The 15,482-nt window shown below is 65.6% G+C and carries 15 protein-coding genes; 13 read left to right on the plus strand and 2 right to left on the minus strand.

The window, feature by feature from the left end; translation table 11 throughout:
* Nucleotides 1-449: 449 nt before the first annotated feature.
* The gene (locus ACVIYL_RS29735) at nucleotides 450-977 is read right to left on the minus strand and encodes a DUF6428 family protein (RefSeq protein WP_253608313.1); all 528 of its coding nucleotides are present in this window, start codon (nucleotides 975-977) and stop codon (nucleotides 450-452) included.
* Between the two features lie 49 nt (nucleotides 978-1,026).
* Between ACVIYL_RS29735 and ACVIYL_RS29740 the strand changes: the two genes are divergently transcribed.
* The 4 genes from ACVIYL_RS29740 to ACVIYL_RS29755 are packed head-to-tail and all read left to right on the plus strand — an operon-like array spanning nucleotide 1,027 to nucleotide 3,654.
* The gene (locus tag ACVIYL_RS29740; protein ID WP_253608314.1) at nucleotides 1,027-1,386 is read left to right on the plus strand and encodes an ArsR/SmtB family transcription factor; all 360 of its coding nucleotides are present in this window, start codon (nucleotides 1,027-1,029) and stop codon (nucleotides 1,384-1,386) included.
* Nucleotides 1,386-2,072, plus strand: coding sequence for an aquaporin (locus ACVIYL_RS29745; RefSeq protein WP_253609993.1), 687 nt, complete (start codon nucleotides 1,386-1,388; stop codon nucleotides 2,070-2,072). Before ACVIYL_RS29740 ends, ACVIYL_RS29745 begins: the two co-directional genes overlap by 1 nt.
* The gene (arsC, locus tag ACVIYL_RS29750; RefSeq protein WP_253608315.1) at nucleotides 2,069-2,491 is read left to right on the plus strand and encodes an arsenate reductase (glutaredoxin); all 423 of its coding nucleotides are present in this window, start codon (nucleotides 2,069-2,071) and stop codon (nucleotides 2,489-2,491) included. The genes ACVIYL_RS29745 and arsC overlap by 4 nt, the downstream gene beginning before the upstream one ends.
* Entirely contained in the window at nucleotides 2,488-3,654 is a 1,167-nt protein-coding gene (locus ACVIYL_RS29755) for an MFS transporter (protein ID WP_253608316.1), read from the plus strand. The genes arsC and ACVIYL_RS29755 overlap by 4 nt, the downstream gene beginning before the upstream one ends.
* Here the strand turns inward: ACVIYL_RS29755 and ACVIYL_RS29760 are convergent.
* Nucleotides 3,623-4,531 carry a LysR substrate-binding domain-containing protein gene (locus tag ACVIYL_RS29760; protein WP_253609994.1) on the minus strand — a complete coding sequence of 303 codons (909 nt, stop codon included), beginning with the start codon at nucleotides 4,529-4,531 and terminating at the stop codon, nucleotides 3,623-3,625. The two genes, ACVIYL_RS29755 and ACVIYL_RS29760, sit on opposite strands and share 32 nt — an antisense overlap.
* An 80-nt stretch (nucleotides 4,532-4,611) precedes the next feature.
* Here ACVIYL_RS29760 and psrA point away from each other — a divergent pair, with 80 nt between their 5' ends.
* From psrA to hydA, 9 genes are all read left to right on the plus strand, one after another.
* Entirely contained in the window at nucleotides 4,612-5,742 is a 1,131-nt protein-coding gene (gene psrA / locus ACVIYL_RS29765; RefSeq protein WP_253608317.1) for an iron-containing alcohol dehydrogenase PsrA, read from the plus strand.
* Nucleotides 5,743-5,767: 25 nt separating this feature from the next.
* Complete coding sequence (gene phnA, locus ACVIYL_RS29770; RefSeq protein ID WP_375166701.1) at nucleotides 5,768-7,015, plus strand: phosphonoacetate hydrolase; 1,248 nt, start codon at nucleotides 5,768-5,770, stop codon at nucleotides 7,013-7,015.
* A 26-nt stretch (nucleotides 7,016-7,041) separates the two neighbouring features.
* Nucleotides 7,042-8,490, plus strand: coding sequence for a phosphonoacetaldehyde dehydrogenase (phnY, locus tag ACVIYL_RS29775; RefSeq protein WP_253608319.1), 1,449 nt, complete (start codon nucleotides 7,042-7,044; stop codon nucleotides 8,488-8,490).
* Between the two features lie 84 nt (nucleotides 8,491-8,574).
* Nucleotides 8,575-9,891, plus strand: a complete 1,317-nt coding sequence (locus ACVIYL_RS29780) for an MFS transporter (protein ID WP_253608320.1) — start codon at nucleotides 8,575-8,577, stop codon at nucleotides 9,889-9,891.
* 440 nt (nucleotides 9,892-10,331) lie between these two features.
* Nucleotides 10,332-11,636: an MFS transporter gene (locus tag ACVIYL_RS29785; RefSeq protein ID WP_028336433.1), complete on the plus strand. Its 1,305-nt coding sequence runs from the start codon at nucleotides 10,332-10,334 to the stop codon at nucleotides 11,634-11,636.
* Between the two features lie 52 nt (nucleotides 11,637-11,688).
* Nucleotides 11,689-12,465 carry a maleate cis-trans isomerase family protein gene (locus tag ACVIYL_RS29790; protein WP_076834556.1) on the plus strand — a complete coding sequence of 259 codons (777 nt, stop codon included), beginning with the start codon at nucleotides 11,689-11,691 and terminating at the stop codon, nucleotides 12,463-12,465.
* Nucleotides 12,466-12,528: 63 nt separating this feature from the next.
* On the plus strand, nucleotides 12,529-13,287 hold the full coding sequence (locus tag ACVIYL_RS29795) for a GntR family transcriptional regulator (RefSeq protein ID WP_057020880.1): 759 nt from the start codon (nucleotides 12,529-12,531) through the stop codon (nucleotides 13,285-13,287).
* Nucleotides 13,284-14,048, plus strand: coding sequence for an aspartate/glutamate racemase family protein (locus tag ACVIYL_RS29800; RefSeq protein ID WP_253608321.1), 765 nt, complete (start codon nucleotides 13,284-13,286; stop codon nucleotides 14,046-14,048). The genes ACVIYL_RS29795 and ACVIYL_RS29800 overlap by 4 nt, the downstream gene beginning before the upstream one ends.
* The gene (gene hydA, locus ACVIYL_RS29805) at nucleotides 14,048-15,460 is read left to right on the plus strand and encodes a dihydropyrimidinase (protein ID WP_253608322.1); all 1,413 of its coding nucleotides are present in this window, start codon (nucleotides 14,048-14,050) and stop codon (nucleotides 15,458-15,460) included. Before ACVIYL_RS29800 ends, hydA begins: the two co-directional genes overlap by 1 nt.
* The last annotated feature ends 22 nt before the right edge of the window (nucleotides 15,461-15,482 follow it).

Here is a 15,482-nt window from a genome sequence, read left to right on the forward strand (position 1 = left end):
AGGTAGAAAGCTCGGGGGGTAGGACCACAGGTGTAACCGGAAACAACCCGGCTTTCCCTGCGCGATGGGTTACGGCTTATACGTGCTCTCCCCGGCGAGACTGGGCTTTTTTGTCGCCGCCCTCGCAAACGTTTGCGCACTTTGCGAGAGGACACCTGCCGCTAGGGCGTCAGGCCTGCACGATTTCGCCGTCCGCATCATGCGCACTCGTCAGTTGCGCTTGCCGCGTCCACCGCATCTCACCGCAACACCCGTGACGATGCGCAGCGCCCCTCGATCGGGTGAGACGCGTTATTCATACACTGAGTTGCGCTTCTGATAAAGCGAAATATTTTTGCTTCGGAGGCTTGACCTGTCGGGCAACTCAGTGATCGGCGATTTCCGGGCAGCCTTGCCGCGAGCGCCAATCCGCGTGACACGTCTGGCCATATCAGGCGTTCAAGCATCCATCACCCGCAGCAAGGCTGTTTGGCTTTCGGTACGCAGCAGGACTGCTGTTCCTGGAGCCATCGGTCGCGCGGCTTGCAGCTCGACGGGCGCGCCGAGAGATAGACGCGGATCGCCGCGTCGCCGGCATCCATGCGTTCGGCGCGATAGATCTGCATCGGCCGAACACCGTCGCTCACCTCGAACGTCAGCCGGGCTTGCGGGTCGAAGCCGACGGCCTCGTCGACCTTGCGGATGATCGCAAGAAATTTTCCGGCCGGCATGTGACCGCGGTTTTCCTCCTCGATGTCCCAGAGCTGAATGAAGGTCTCGCTCCAGCTCTCCGGGTTCGCGCCGCAATCGAGCGCCCTGAACGAACCGGTCTTGACTTCGGTCACGTGGTAGCTGGGGCGGACGTCCCGGCCGTCGTAGCTGAAGATCAGCGGTTTCTCCTTGTGCGCCTCAAGGCCGGAAAGGAGGGCCGCGGATGACAGCTCTTCCACCGGAAGCAGGGCGCCGACGATCGAACGGGTATTGGCAAGCGTGTCCATGGCTGCTATCCTCATTCCAATGATTATTGAATTGTAGGATTATCGAAAGATGGAGGAGCGTCAAGCCCGAACCGCGTTTGCCGCGCTGTCGCAGGAAACGCGGCTGCGGATCGTGCGATTGCTGGTCAAGGCCGGTCCTGAGGGGATGGCCGCGGGGGCGATTGCCGAGGCGGTCGAGGTGTCGCCATCCAACGTGTCGTTCCATCTGAAGGACCTCGAACACGCCGGCATGATCCTGCCGCGCCGCGAGGCGCGCTCGATCATCTACTCGGCGGATTTCACCGGTTTGCGCGACCTCATTGCCTTCCTGATGAAGGATTGCTGCGCGGGCCACCCGGAGATCTGCGCGCCGGCGCTCGCCGCCGCCCAGTGCAAGCCTTCCACGAGCAAGAAGAAGGCGCGCGTCTGATGCGCGATTTCGATCTGCCACGGCGCCTTGTGGCCGAAGGTCTCGGCACGTTGCTTCTGGTCGCGACCGTCGTTGGCTCCGGCATCATGGCAGAAACCCTGACCAAGGACGTGGCGCTGGCGCTGCTCGGCAATACGCTGCCGACCGGTGCCATCCTGGTGGTGCTGATCACGATCCTTGGACCGATATCCGGCGCGCACTTCAATCCGGCGGTTACGCTGGTGTTCACGCTCAAGGGCGAACTCCGCCTGCCGCACGCGGCGCAGTACGTCGCGGCGCAGGTGCTCGGGGGAATCCTGGGTGCGATGGTCGCGCATGCCATGTTCGGCCTGCCGCTCCTGGAGTTCTCCGCCAGGGCGAGGACCGGGTTCCCGCAGTGGTTTGCGGAATTCGTTGCCGCGTTCGGACTGGTCGCAACGATCATCGGTGGCCTGCGGTTTCGCGAGGCCGCTATCCCATGGCTGGTCGGGCTCTACATCACCGCCGCCTACTGGTTCACCGCCTCCACGTCTTTCGCCAACCCAGCCGTTGCCATCGCGCGATCATTCACCGATACGTTTTCCGGTATCCGCGCGCAGGACCTGCCGGGATTCATCGTCGCCGAGATTCTGGGGGCGATGGCCGCGCTGGCGCTGATGACGTGGCTCCTGCGGCAGAGCGAAACGAAGATGGAAGCAATCCGATGACGATCACGATTTACCACAATCCCGCTTGCGGGACGTCGCGCAACGCGCTGGCCATGATCCGCCAAAGCGGGGAGGAGCCGGAGATCGTCGAGTATCTCAAGACGCCGCCCGCGCGCGACACGCTGATCTCCCTGATCAAGGCCATGGGCATGACGCCCCGCGCGCTGCTCCGCGAGAAAGGCACGCCTTATGCAGCGCTCGACCTTGCCAATCCGAAATGGAGCGACGACGAGTTGATCGATTTCATGATCGCGCATCCGATCCTGATCAATCGGCCGATCGTGGTCTCGCCGAACGGCGTGAAACTGTGCCGGCCGTCCGAGGTCGTGCTTGACCTTCTCGCCACGGACATTGGCCAGTTCGTCAAGGAAGACGGAGAAGTGGTTCCGTCCAGGACGCCGGGTGCGCGCGCCGGATGAGCCGCCGTGCAGACAACGTCCTGATTGTTGCGCTCGGGACCACGCAAACCCTTGCCTGGGCGTCGAGCTATTATCTGCCTGCCATCCTCGCGGACTCGATCGCGCGGGACCTCGGCATCTCGACGAACTGGCTGTTCGCCGCGTTCTCGATGGCGCTCGTGATCTCCGGGCTGCTCGGTCCGCGCGTCGGCCGCCAGATCGACCGGATGGGCGGACGCGAAGTGCTCTGCGCGTCCAACCTCATCCTGGCGTCCGGTCTGATCCTGCTCGGGCTGTCGCAGGGCGGCGTGCTGATGGCGGTGAGCTGGCTGTTGCTCGGCGTCGGCATGGGTCTTGGCCTGTATGATGCAGCCTTCGCGGCGCTCGGGCGCATCTACGGCAACGCCGCCCGTCGCTCCATCACCGGCATTACCCTGATCGCGGGCTTTGCCAGCACGATCGGCTGGCCGCTGAGTGCGTGGGGGCTCGCAACCATCGGCTGGCGCTGGACCTGCTTCGGCTGGGCCGCTGCGCACATCCTGATCTGCTTGCCGCTCAACGGCCTCCTGATCCCCGGGCTAAAGCGGGAGCATCGGATCGCGGCCGACACGCCGAAGCCGCACATTGCCATCGATCGCGCGATGGTGTTGCTCGCCTTTGCCTTCGCCGCCGCCTGGAGCGTGACGTCGGCGATGGCGGTTCATCTGCCGCGAATTCTGGAGTCGCTCGGTGCGACGCCGGCGCAGGCGATCGCGGCGGGCGCACTGATCGGCCCGGCGCAGGTGGCGGCACGCATTGTCGAAGCGAGCCTGCTGAAGCGCTTCCATCCGCTCTGGTCAGCGCGCCTGGCCTGCATCACACATCCCTTGGGCGCCTGCGTCATCGGTCTGTTCGGCGGTGGCTTCGCGGGGGTGTTCGCGCTGTTGCACGGTGCCGGAAACGGCATCCTGACCATCGCGCGCGGCACGCTGCCGCTGGCGATATTCGGTCCGAAGGATTACGGCTACCGCCTGGGACTGCTCGGCGCGCCGTCGCGACTGTCTCAAGCGCTCGCGCCCCTCATATTCGGATTCCTGATCTCGCCGCTCGGTGGCTACACGCTTGCGGTCACATCGGCTCTGAGCTTGGCCGCGCTTCTGGCGCTGTTCGCACTCAAGGCCGGGCCGAAGACCCCCTCGCGGTAGCATCACGCCCCTTCATCCGCCGAACCGTGTCGATGAACGCCTTGATGATCGGGGAATGACCGCGCCCGCTGTGATGGGCGATGCTGTACTGGGTCTTGATGGTGCGGTCGCTGATCTCCAGCGCGCGCAGGTTGGGATGCGGCACGAATTCGAAGTCGGCGACGACGCTGATGCCGAGGCCGCGCTCGACCGCCTTCCACACGCCCTCGCGGCTCTCGATCTCGAACACCGGCTCGATCCTGATGCCCTCGGCCTGCATCGTCGCCTCGAACGCGCGCCGCGTGGTCGAGCCGCGCTCGCGCAGCACGATAGGCTGGTCGGCCAGCTCGCGCAGCCTGACCGATTTGCGTTTGAACCAGGGATGGTCGCGGTTGACGAACACGATCACGCGGTGCGTGCGGTAGGGGATCATGGTGACGCGCGGATCCTCCGGCACCTCCGCCAGGATCGCGACGTCGGCCTCGAAGTCGACGATGTGGCGGAAGGTGCGTTCGGAATTGCCGAGCAGGGTCGAGATCTGCACCTCCGGATGATCGCGCTTGAACGCCGCGATGATTTCGGTGGCATGAAACGGTCCGACGGTCGCGACCCGCAGATGGCCCTTGGTCGCCTTGCCGTGCGCGGCCAGGAGGTCGTGGGCCTCGTCGCAGAACGTCATGATGCCGCGGGTGATCTCGAACAGCGCGGCGCCGGCCTCGGTGAGTTCGGTATGCCGCGGCTTCCGGATCAAAAGCTCGACGCCGTAGCTCTCCTCCAGCTCCTTGACCTGGATGGTCAATGTCGGCTGGCCGACGTTGAGCACGCGCGAGGCCGCGGTGAAGCCACCATGGGCGGCGACCGCATGGAAGGCGCGCAGCTGGCTGAACACTATTGACATAATCAATAGAACGCATCCGTAGAATGAATTTGTCAATAGCAGCCGGCGCCGTACCTTCGCGCCAAACGGAGGACGCGCTGATGGACTGGACTTATTCCAACCCGGTGAGGATCGAATTCGGAGCCGGCAGCTTCGACAAGCTGCCGGGACTGATCGGCAAGCGCGCCTACGCGCTCGTGACCTATGGCGAGCCGGTCTTCGACGAGCTGGAGCGGCGGCTGCGCGCCGCGGCGGGACCGTCGGTCCTGACCATCCGCGACGTCGCGCCCAATCCGGACTACCGCCTGCTCACCGAACAGACCGCGCGCTTTGCCGGGCTCGCGAGGCAGCCCGAGGTGATCGTCGCGCTCGGCGGCGGCTCGGTGATCGACTCCGCAAAGGTGTTCGCGGCCGCCGGCGGCGACTTCGCGACCGTCAAGACCTATCTGGAGACGCAGCAGGGCGCCGAGCGCCTCGCGGCGATCCCGATCATCGCGGTGCCGACCACCGCCGGCACCGGCAGCGAGGTGACCTGCTGGGGCACGGTGTGGGACGAGGCCAACGGCAAGAAATATTCGCTGGCGCGTCCGTCGCTCTATCCGACCCATGCCGTGATCGATCCGCGCCTGATGCTCGGCAAGCCGCAACTCCTCACCGTCAGCACCGGGCTCGACGCGCTGTCGCATGCACTGGAGAGCATCTGGAACGTCAACAACAACCCGGTGTCGGCCAACCACGCGGTGGCCGCGGCGCGCAGCATCCTCGACGTGCTGCCGAAGCTCGCCAATGACCTCGGCAATCTCGAGCTGCGCAGCCGCATGGCGCAGGCGGCACTGTTTGCCGGCCTCGCGTTCTCCAACACCAAGACCGCGATCGCGCATTCGCTGTCCTATCCGATCACGCTGCGGCACGGCGTGCAGCACGGCATCGCCTGCTCGTTCTCGCTGCCGATGGTGCTGCGCAGCGTCAAAGGGGCAGGCGGGCTCTGCGAGGACAGCCTCCGGCAGATCTTCGGCAGCGACCTCGCGCGCGCGGCCGACGATCTCGAGGACTTCATGGCGCGGCTCGGCATCTCCTGCAATCCGGCCGCCTACAGGATCGAGCGCGCCGAATGGCACGCGCTGATCGCGGACTCGCTCGAAGGCGAGCGCGGCCGCAACTTCCTGGGATCGAAGGAACGGCTGATCGAGGCAGCGCAGACGCAGCGGATGCCGAGCGCGGTGAGCGCGTGACGGCGGCGCAGTGACAAGGAGAGGTATCATGCAAGACAATCGCAAGACAATCACCGTCAACGGGCGCCGTTACGACGCGCCGACGCGGCCGACGGTCGTGATCTGCCTCGACGGCTCGGAGCCTGGCTATATCGAGCGGGCGATCGAGGCCGGCGTCGCGCCGACCTTCGCGCGCTTCATGAAGGAGGGCGCGCATGTCCATGCCGCCAGCGTGATCCCGAGCTTCACCAATCCGAACAACCTCTCGATCATCACCGGACGGCCGCCCGCGGTGCATGGCATCGCCGGCAACTACTTCTATGACACGGCGAACAACGCCGAAGTCATGATGAACGATCCGAAGTTCCTGCGCGCACCGACCATCCTCGCCGGTGTCCACGACGCCGGCTACAAGGTCGCCGCCGTCACCGCCAAGGACAAGCTGCGCACCTTGCTTGCGTACGGTCTGGACTATTCCAGCGGCCGCGCCATCGCGTTCTCGTCGGAGAAGGCCGACCAGGCCACCAAGGCCGCCAACGGCATCGATGATGTGCTCGATTTCGTCGGCCTGCCGCTGCCCGAGGTCTACTCCGCCGATCTGTCGCGCTTCGTGTTCGCGGCCGGCGTCAAGCTGGTCGAGCGCTACCGTCCCGATCTGATGTACCTGTCGACCACCGACTACATCCAGCACAAGGTCGGGCTCGGCACCAAGATCGCCAACGACTTCTACGCGATGATCGACGGCTATCTCGCGAAGCTCGATGCGCTCGGCTGCAACATCGTGGCGACCGCCGACCACGGCATGAACGACAAGTTCCTGCCCGACGGCAAGCCCGACGTGATCTACCTCCAGGACGTCATGGACGACTGGACGGGTACGGGTGCCGCACGCGTGATCCTGCCGATCACCGATCCCTATGTCGCCCATCACGGCTCGCTCGGCTCGTTCGCGACGATCTACACGCCGGAGGGCGCCAACGTCGACACGCTGCTGTCGCGGCTGCGTGCGACGGGAGGCATCGAGGTCGCGCTGACGCGCAACGAGGCCTGCGCCAGGTTCGAGCTGCCGCCGGACCGGATCGGCGACATCGTCGTGATCTCGACCAGGCACAAGGTGCTCGGCACCAGCGAGGCGCGTCACGATCTGTCGGGCCTGACCGAGCCGCTGCGCTCGCATGGCGGACTGACCGAGGAGCGGGTGCCGCTGATCGCCAACCGCAAGATCGCGCTGCCCGCCGGCCACGCCCTGCGCAACTTCGACGCCTTCGACGTCGCGCTCAACCGCATCCAGTGACGCATTCGGACCCCAAGGACAGTGCCATGAACATCCAGAGCCCGGCCGTTCGCCATGAGCAGATGCGCATCGCGGGCATCCTCGTCGACACCGACGAGCATGTCGAGGTTTTCAGTCCCTACACCAACAAGGTGGTGGGCACGGTGCCGGCGGCGCGGCCGGAGCATGTGCGCAGCGCCTTCGCCAAGGCGGCCGCGTTCAAGCCGAAGCTGACGCGCTACGAGCGCCAGCGCATCCTGCTGCGCACCGCCGAGATCCTGGCCGGGCGCAAGGAGGAATTTGCGCGGTTGATCACCGCCGAGTCCGGCCTGTGCTGGAAGGATTCGCTCTACGAGGCCGGGCGCGCCTATGACGTCTATTCGTTTGCCGGCCAGCTCGCGATCAAGGACGACGGCGAGACGTTCTCCTGCGACATCAGCCCGCAGGGCAAGGCGCGCAAGATCTTCACGACGCGCACCCCGCTGCTCGGCGCGATCTCGGCGATCACACCGTTCAACCATCCGCTCAACATGGTGAGCCACAAGATCGCGCCGGCGATCGCGACCAACAACCGCGTGGTGCTGAAGCCGACCGAGCTGACGCCGCTGACCGCGCTCGCGCTCGCCGACGTGCTGTACGAAGCCGGGCTGCCGCCGGAGATGCTGTCGGTGGTGACCGGCAATCCGCATTCGATGGGGGATGCGATGATCACCGATCCGGACGCCGATCTCGTGACCTTCACCGGCTCGGTCAGGGTCGGCAAGCACATCGCCAATAAAGCGGGCTACAAGCGCCTGGTGCTCGAGCTCGGCGGCAACGATCCGCTGATCGTGATGGAGGACGCCGACCTCGACAAGGCGGCCGAACTCGCGGTCACCGGCGCCACCAAGAATTCCGGCCAGCGCTGCACCGCCGTCAAGCGCATCCTCTGCGTCGAGGCGGTCGCTGACGATTTTGTCGCGTTGGTGCTGAAGAAGGCGCGCAAGCTGAAATGCGGCGACCCGATGGACCCGACGGTCGACGTCGGCACCGTGATCCATGAGGGCGCGGCGAAGGAATTCGAGCGCCGCGTCAATGCCGCCGTCGCCGACGGCGCCGAGCTGCTGCACGGTAACGCTCGCGACGGCGCGCTCTATCCGCCGACCGTGGTCGACCGGATTCGCTACACCAGCGAGCTGGTGATGCAGGAGACCTTCGGGCCTGTGATCCCGATCATCCGCGTGCCCAACGACATCGACAGCGTGATCCGGATCTCGAACGCGACCGCGTTCGGCCTGTCGTCTGGCGTCTGCACCAACCGGCTCGACTACATCACGCGGTTCGTCAATGAGCTCGACGTCGGCACCGTCAACGTCTGGGAAGTGCCGGGCTACCGGATCGAGATGTCACCGTTCGGCGGGATCAAGGATTCCGGCCTTGGCTACAAGGAAGGCGTGCAGGAGGCGATCAAGAGCTTCACCAACGTCAAGACCTATTCGCTGCCCTGGCCGGCATAGGGACGTCCGAACGAGGGCCGCACGCGCGCAACAAGAACAACGCGGCGGCCGACTGCAATCACCAATCAATCAGGGGAGGCCTTAATGTCGATCACGTTCAGTCCGTCGGGCGTCGGCTCGGTCGGAGTGCAAAATCCGGAGCTCGCGACATCGTTCCGCCGCGCGCAGTGGCGGATGCTGTTCGCGGCGATGTTCTGCTATCTGTTCTTCTACACCGGGCGGCAAACCTTCGGCTTCGCCATTCCCGGCATCCAGGCCGAGTTCGGCGTCACCAAGGAGGCGCTGGGCTGGGCCAGCGCGGCGCTGCTCTGGTGTTACGCGGTCGGGCAGGCGATCAACGGCAATCTCGGCGACAAGTTCGGCGGCCGCCGCGTGATGAGCGCGGGCGCGATCCTTTCCTTCATCATGAACTGGGCCACCAGTCTCTCGACCGGGATCGTCAGCCTCACCGCGTTCTGGGGCATCAACGGCTATTTCCAGTCGATGGGATGGGCGCCGGGCAGCCGGCTGCTGTCGAACTGGTGGGGCCGCCACGAGCGCGGCACGGTCTACGGACTCTATACATTCGCGGCCGGTCTCGCCTCGGTGCTGTCGTTCGTCACCTCGCTGGTCGTGGTCGGCTACTTCCAGCTCGACTGGCGCTGGATCTTCCGTATCCCGGTCGTGCTGCTGCTGCTCGGCGGCATCGCGTTCTATCTGATCGCGCGCGAGAAGCCCGAGGACATGGGCTTTGCCTCGCCGCATGACGAGGCCGACGATGTCGCCTCTGCGGAAACTGCGGTCAGCGCCAATGAGGGCTCGCTGGCGCGCTACAAGGCGGTGCTGTCGAACTGGCGCCTTTTGGTCGCCGGCGTCGCGATCGGCTTCCAGAACGCGGCGCGTTACGGCCTCTTGGTGTGGGTGCCCGTCCACTTCCTCGGCGGCAACTGGGCCAAGGCCGGCGCCGCCTCGGTGATCGATCCGCGCTGGATCAGCATCGCGCTGCCGGTCGGCATGGCGGTCGGCGCGTTCAGCAATGGCTGGGTCTCGGACAAGGTGTTCGGCTCGCGCCGCTACCTCGCCATCGTGCTCTACATGGCGCTCGCCGCGGTCACCTCGCTGTGCATGTACGCGATCCCGACCTCGGACATCGTTCTCGGGATGACCGTGCTGTTCCTGTGCGGCTTCTTCACCTACGGTCCGCAATCCTCGTTCTGGGCGCTGTGCCCGGATCTGGTCGGCCACAAACGGGCAGGGACCGCGACCGGGGTGATGAACTTCTTCGCCTACCTGTTCGCAGGTCTCGGCGAGCCGATGATCGGCCACTTCATGGACAAGCATAACCAGACCTCGCTGGTGTTCCTGGTGGTCGCCGTCTGCGCAACCTCCAGCGCGGTGGTGGCGGCCTTCATCCGTCGCTAGCTCACTCACTGCGTCCCGGGCAACGGCCCCGGGGCGCCGCTGTCCGTGCCTACGTAGCCCGGATGAGCGAAGCGATATCCGGGGCTGGTTTTGTCCCCGCATGTCGCTTCGCTCATGCGGGCTAGGCTCGTTTTTGCAGTGAGCAGAGCACCGAGGCGGGCGATTGTTGCAGCGGCGACGCCGGGCCAATTCCCTGCAATCGCCTGCCTCGTGCGGCTGACCTGACGCCCAATTCCTGATCATCGGCTGCTCAATTGAAGCGCAAGATTGATAAAATATCGACTTATATCAATAAGATAAACTAAATTGTATGCAGAATACAAAATGTGCTTGTCCCGTTTGCCGCCTTGAAGCAGACTTCACGCAGGGCAGGAGAGGCCAGCGACCGTCAAGGACGAGGGGCGCGGCAGGGCAAAACAATCTGTCGGGAGGAGCAAGCAATGAGCGATCAGGTGTCCACCATCGCAATGGCAGATACGGCAAAGCCTTCAGGCGTGCGCTGGAAGATTTTCCTGCTGATGCTGTTCCTGATCTCGATCAACTATATCGATCGCGCCTCGCTCTCGGTCGCGATGCCGGTCATCGCCAAGGAGTTCGATATCGATCCGGCGATGCAGGGCCTGATCCTGAGCTCGTTCTTCTGGACCTATGCGCTGATGCAGGTGCCGGGCGGCATGCTCGCCGATCGCTTCAAGCCGCGTATCGTGATCGCGCTCGCGACGCTGTTCTGGGGCTTCTTCCAGGCGCTGGCGGCGCTGTCCACCAGCTGGATGCTGCTGCTGCTGACCCGGCTCGGGCTCGGCGCGTCGGAAGCGCCGATCTATCCGGCCGGCGGCAAGCTCAACGCGATCTGGATGACGCAGACCGAGCGCGGCCGCGGCGCCACCTTGCTGGACGGCGGCGCGCCGCTTGGTGCGGCGCTCGGCTCGATCGTGATCGCCTGGTTGATGGCGGCGTTCAGCTCCTGGCGCGTCGCCTTCGTCATCGCCGGCGTCGGCACCATGCTGTGCGGGCTGTGGGCCTGGTACTACATCCGCAACGTGCCGCGCGAGCATCCGTCGGTCAATGAAGCCGAGGCGCGCTATCTCGAGGAGGCGCACGCGATCGAGGATGCGGCGACGCCGCCGTCTTCGGGCGCAAGCTGGATGGCGTATTTCCGGTTTCGCTCGGTGTGGTGCATGTGCCTCGGCTGGATGTTCTTCAACACCACGTTCTACGGGCTGCTGACCTGGATGCCGACCTACCTGTTCAAGGTGCACGGCTTCGACATCAAGGCGCTGGGCGGCGCGTCCTTCATCATCTTCTTCGCAGGCTTCGTCGGCGAACTGGTCGGCGGCTGGATCGGCGATAACTGGCGGGAGCGGGGCGGGTCGCCCAACACCGTGTTCCGCACGCTGTTCGGCATCGCGGCGATCATGGCGACGGTGTCGATCTTCCTCGTCGCCTACGTCACCAACGCGGTTGCGGTCGTGGTGCTGCTGTCGACGACGCTGTTCTTCTTGCGCTGGTGCGGCATGTACTGGGCGATTCCGTCGGCGCTGGCGGGCCGCGGCAAGTCCGGCTTCCTCGGCGGCTGCATGAATCTCGGCGGCAACATCGCCGGCATCACGACGCCGCTGATCGTCGGCTTCATCGTGCAGGCCACCGGCTCCTATTTCCTGGCCCTGATGTATTTCGCCGCCGCGGGCATTGCGCTGTTGATCTGCTCGACCCTGATCGATTACAGCCGCAAGCTCCCGGTCTAAAACGGATGCGGCCGAATCCGCCAAGGATTCGCCCACTTGATGAGGCTCACCAATGACACGTCCCGTCCGGCTCGGCATGCTGACGCCGTCGTCGAATACCGCGCTCGAGCCGATCACCTGCGCGATGCTATCGGGCGTCGACGACGTCTCGGCGCATTTCTCGCGCTTCAAGGTGACCGAGATCGCGCTGTCGGAGCAGGCGCTGCGCCAGTTCGACGCCAGCGAGATTCTTCGCGCGGCCGAGCTGCTGGCGCATGCCAAGGTCGACGTCATCGCCTGGAATGGCACCTCGGCAAGCTGGCTCGGTTTCGACCGCGACGAGAGCCTGTGCGAAGAGATCACGGCGGCAACGGGTATCAAGGCCTGTACCACGGTGCTGGCCTATCGCGACGTGTTGCGGCGGATCGGCGCCAGCCGTATCGGGCTGGTGACGCCGTATCGCAAGGACGTGCAGGAGCGGATCGTCGCCAACTGGAATTCGCAAGGGCTGCACTGTTTTGCCGAGCGGCATCTGTCGCTGCAGGACAATTTCTCCTTTGCCGAGGTCAGCGAGGCCGAGGTCGCGCGGCTGATCGAGGAGGTGGTGCGCGAGGGCTGCGATGCCGCCGTCGTGCTCTGTACCAACATGCGCGGCGCCGGCGCGGCCGAGCGGCTGGAGCGCGGATTTGGCGTCCCGGTGCTGGATTCGATTGCGGTGACGCTGTGGGCATGCCTTGCCGCGGCCGGCTGCGATCCGTCGCGCGTGCAGGGCTGGGGCAGCCTGTTCTCGAACCCCGATCTGCGCGCGGCCGCCGCGATCCACGTGGGAGGGCGCGATCTCCAATCATGACAGTGAAGGCAAGCGGTGACTGAACCCAAGGCGACCAGACGTAACAAGGAACCCAAGCGCGCGATGACCGCGCTGCAACGGCGCCGCCTGCGTGTGCCGCGGGTCGGGCTACACGAGCAGGCTGCGGCGCGGCTGCGCACCATGATCGTGCGCGGCGAGCTGGCGCCGGGGCAATCGCTGGGGGAGGCGGACCTGTCCGACGCGCTCGGCGTCTCGCGCACGCCGCTGCGCGAGGCGCTGAAGCAATTGGCGAGCGAGGGCCTGGTCGAGCTGCGGCTCAACCACAGCGCCGTGGTGGCGCCGTTCCGCCGTGCCGAACTCGCCGAACTGTTCGAGGCCGTCAGCGGCATCGAACGCTGCGCCGCCGAGCTCGCCGCGCTGCGCATGGAGCCGGACGACTTCGAACGGCTCGCGGCGCTGCAGGACAAGATCGAATGGCATCACGGCCGCGGCGAGCTGCGCGATTATTTTCAAGTTAATCAGCAGATCCATTCGGCGATCGTCGGCTTCGCCCGCAATGCCGTGTTGAAGGCGACGCACGAGGCGCTGCTGGCGCGGGCCGAGCGGGCGCGCTTCTTCGCGCTGTCGGTGCTCGGCCGCTGGGATGAATCGGTGCAAGAGCATCAGGAGATTTTGTCGGCGCTGAAGGCGCGTGATGCGGCCCGGGCCGGACAGATACTGGCCCACCACGTGCGCCGCACTGGCGAGATCGTCGCCGAGACGCTGGATGCCAAGGCAATGAACGACAAGGCGGACGACGCCGCGGCACCGGAGGCACCGGCAAGGCCGCGCGGCCGCAAGACGAGGAACGTTGCGCCATGAAGATCCTGCTGCTCAATCCCAACACGACGGCTGATGTGACGGATCTGCTCCATGCCGCCGGCAGCAAGGCGGCATCCGCCGGCACCGAGCTCGTGCCGCTCACCGCCGCGCGCGGCGTGCCTTATATCGCGACCCGCGCCGAGGCCCAGATCGGTGGTGCGATCGCGCTGGAGATGCTGGCCGAAGCCGGCCCCGGCGTCGATGCCGCTGTCATCGCGGCGTTCGGCGATCCCGGCCTGTTCGGCGCGCGTGAGCTGTTCGCCTTCCCCGTCGTGGGATTGGCCGAAGCTGCGATGCTCACGGCCTGCATGCTCGGCCGCCGGTTTGGTATCGTCACCTTCGCCGGCGCGCTGGCGCCCTGGTACGAGGAATGCGTCGCCATGCACGGGCTGAGCTCGCGCTGCGCCGGCATTCGCACGCTTGACGGTCATTTCCAGTCGATCTCGCAGGTGCAGGCCGAGAAGGAGGAGCTGCTGGTCGCGCTCGCCAACCGTGCGGTCGATCAGGACAACGCCGACGTCGTCATTCTGTCGGGCGCACCGCTTGCCGGACTCGCGGCAAAAGTCCGCGACCGCATTCCGGTGCCGGTGGTCGATCCGGTCGCGGCGGCGGTGCGGCAGGCGGAGACGCTCGCCGTGCTCAAGCCGCGCAAGGCGGTGGCCGGCACCTTCCGCCGTCCCGATCCGAAGCCGACGCGCGGGCTGGCCGAGCCACTCGCCGCAATCATCGAACACCGCTCACCGAAGGAGGGAACAAACTGATGTCCTTCGACACCATTATCCGCGGCGGCACCGTGGTGACCGCGGCCGACACCTTCGCCTGCGACGTCGGTATCCGTGGCGGCAAGATCACGGCGCTCGGCCATGATCTCGGCGATGCAGCCACGATCATCGACGCCACCGACCGCCTGGTGCTGCCCGGCGGCATCGACAGCCATGTCCACTTCGCCCAGCCGTCCGGTGACGGCATCGTAATGGCCGACGGTTTTGCCAGCGGCACGCGATCGGCGGCCTTCGGCGGCAACACCACCGTGCTGCCGTTCTGTCTGCAGGAGAAGGGCCAGACCCTGCGCGAGGCGCTGAAGCATTACCATTCGCTGGCCGAAGGCGAGTGCCATGTCGACGTCGCCTTCCATCTCATCCTCACCGATCCGACCGAGCATGTGCTGGGCCAGGAGCTGCCGGCCCTGGTCGAGGACGGCTACACCTCGCTCAAGGTCTTCATGACCTATGAGGGCCTCGCGCTGTCGGACCGCGAGCTGCTCGAGACCATGTCGGTCGCGCGCGAGACCGGCGCCATGCTGATGGTGCATGCGGAGAATTTCGACGCCATCCGCTTCCTGACCGACCGGCTCGAACGGACCGGTAACACCGCGCCGCGCTTCCATGCGACCTCGCGGCCGATCCCGGTCGAGCGCGAGGCCACCCATCGCGCGATCTCGCTGTCCGAGCTCGTCGACGTGCCGATCATGATCGTGCATGTCTCGAACCGCGAGGCGATGGACGAAATCCGGCGCGCGCAGCAAAGGGGCTTGCGGGTCATGGGCGAGACCTGTCCGCAATACCTCATGCTGACCGAAAAGGATCTCGATCAGCTCAACATGGAAGGCGCAAAATACGTCTGCTCGCCGCCGCCGCGCGACGTCGCCAGCCAGCAGGCCTGTTGGGAAGGGCTGCAGCAGAAGGTGTTTTCGGTGTTCTCGTCGGACCATTGTCCGTTCCGTTACGACGACCCGCAGGGCAAGCTTGCGCCGAAGGGACGTACCAGCTTCCGCTGGGTGCCGAACGGAATCCCGGGTGTGGCGACGCGGCTGCCGATCCTGTTCTCCGAAGGCGTGGTGAAGGGACGGATCGACCTCAACAGCTTTGTCACCTTCAGCGCCACCAACCACGCCAAGATCTACGGCCTCTATCCGCGCAAGGGCACCATCGCGGTCGGCTCGGATGCCGACATCGCGCTGTGGGACCCGAAGCGCAAGGTCACGATTCGCCACGAGTTGATCCACGACGGCGCGGACTACACGCCCTATGAGGGGCTCGAGGTCACGGGCTGGCCGGTGCTGACCATGGTGCGCGGTAAGGTCGTCGTCGATAACGGTACGCTCATCGGCGGCAAGGAGCACGGCACCTATCTGCCGCGCGCCAAGCCGTTGAAGGCCGCGACCATTCCGTAACGCGACCAATCCGTAACAAGCA

Source organism: Bradyrhizobium sp. USDA 3315, assembly GCF_054056795.1.

What these genes read in the sequence shown, in the direction of transcription:
- ACVIYL_RS29735 (WP_253608313.1), bottom strand. Translation starts at nt 977, where the DNA reads ATGGACACGCTTGCCAATACCCGTTCGATCGTCGGCGCCCTGCTTCCG.
- ACVIYL_RS29740 (WP_253608314.1), top strand. Translation starts at nt 1,027, where the DNA reads ATGGAGGAGCGTCAAGCCCGAACCGCGTTTGCCGCGCTGTCGCAGGAA.
- ACVIYL_RS29745 (WP_253609993.1), top strand. Translation starts at nt 1,386, where the DNA reads ATGCGCGATTTCGATCTGCCACGGCGCCTTGTGGCCGAAGGTCTCGGC.
- arsC (WP_253608315.1), top strand. Translation starts at nt 2,069, where the DNA reads ATGACGATCACGATTTACCACAATCCCGCTTGCGGGACGTCGCGCAAC.
- ACVIYL_RS29755 (WP_253608316.1), top strand. Translation starts at nt 2,488, where the DNA reads ATGAGCCGCCGTGCAGACAACGTCCTGATTGTTGCGCTCGGGACCACG.
- ACVIYL_RS29760 (WP_253609994.1), bottom strand. Translation starts at nt 4,531, where the DNA reads ATGTCAATAGTGTTCAGCCAGCTGCGCGCCTTCCATGCGGTCGCCGCC.
- psrA (WP_253608317.1), top strand. Translation starts at nt 4,612, where the DNA reads ATGGACTGGACTTATTCCAACCCGGTGAGGATCGAATTCGGAGCCGGC.
- phnY (WP_253608319.1), top strand. Translation starts at nt 7,042, where the DNA reads ATGAACATCCAGAGCCCGGCCGTTCGCCATGAGCAGATGCGCATCGCG.
- ACVIYL_RS29780 (WP_253608320.1), top strand. Translation starts at nt 8,575, where the DNA reads ATGTCGATCACGTTCAGTCCGTCGGGCGTCGGCTCGGTCGGAGTGCAA.
- ACVIYL_RS29785 (WP_028336433.1), top strand. Translation starts at nt 10,332, where the DNA reads ATGAGCGATCAGGTGTCCACCATCGCAATGGCAGATACGGCAAAGCCT.
- ACVIYL_RS29790 (WP_076834556.1), top strand. Translation starts at nt 11,689, where the DNA reads ATGACACGTCCCGTCCGGCTCGGCATGCTGACGCCGTCGTCGAATACC.
- ACVIYL_RS29795 (WP_057020880.1), top strand. Translation starts at nt 12,529, where the DNA reads ATGACCGCGCTGCAACGGCGCCGCCTGCGTGTGCCGCGGGTCGGGCTA.
- ACVIYL_RS29800 (WP_253608321.1), top strand. Translation starts at nt 13,284, where the DNA reads ATGAAGATCCTGCTGCTCAATCCCAACACGACGGCTGATGTGACGGAT.
- hydA (WP_253608322.1), top strand. Translation starts at nt 14,048, where the DNA reads ATGTCCTTCGACACCATTATCCGCGGCGGCACCGTGGTGACCGCGGCC.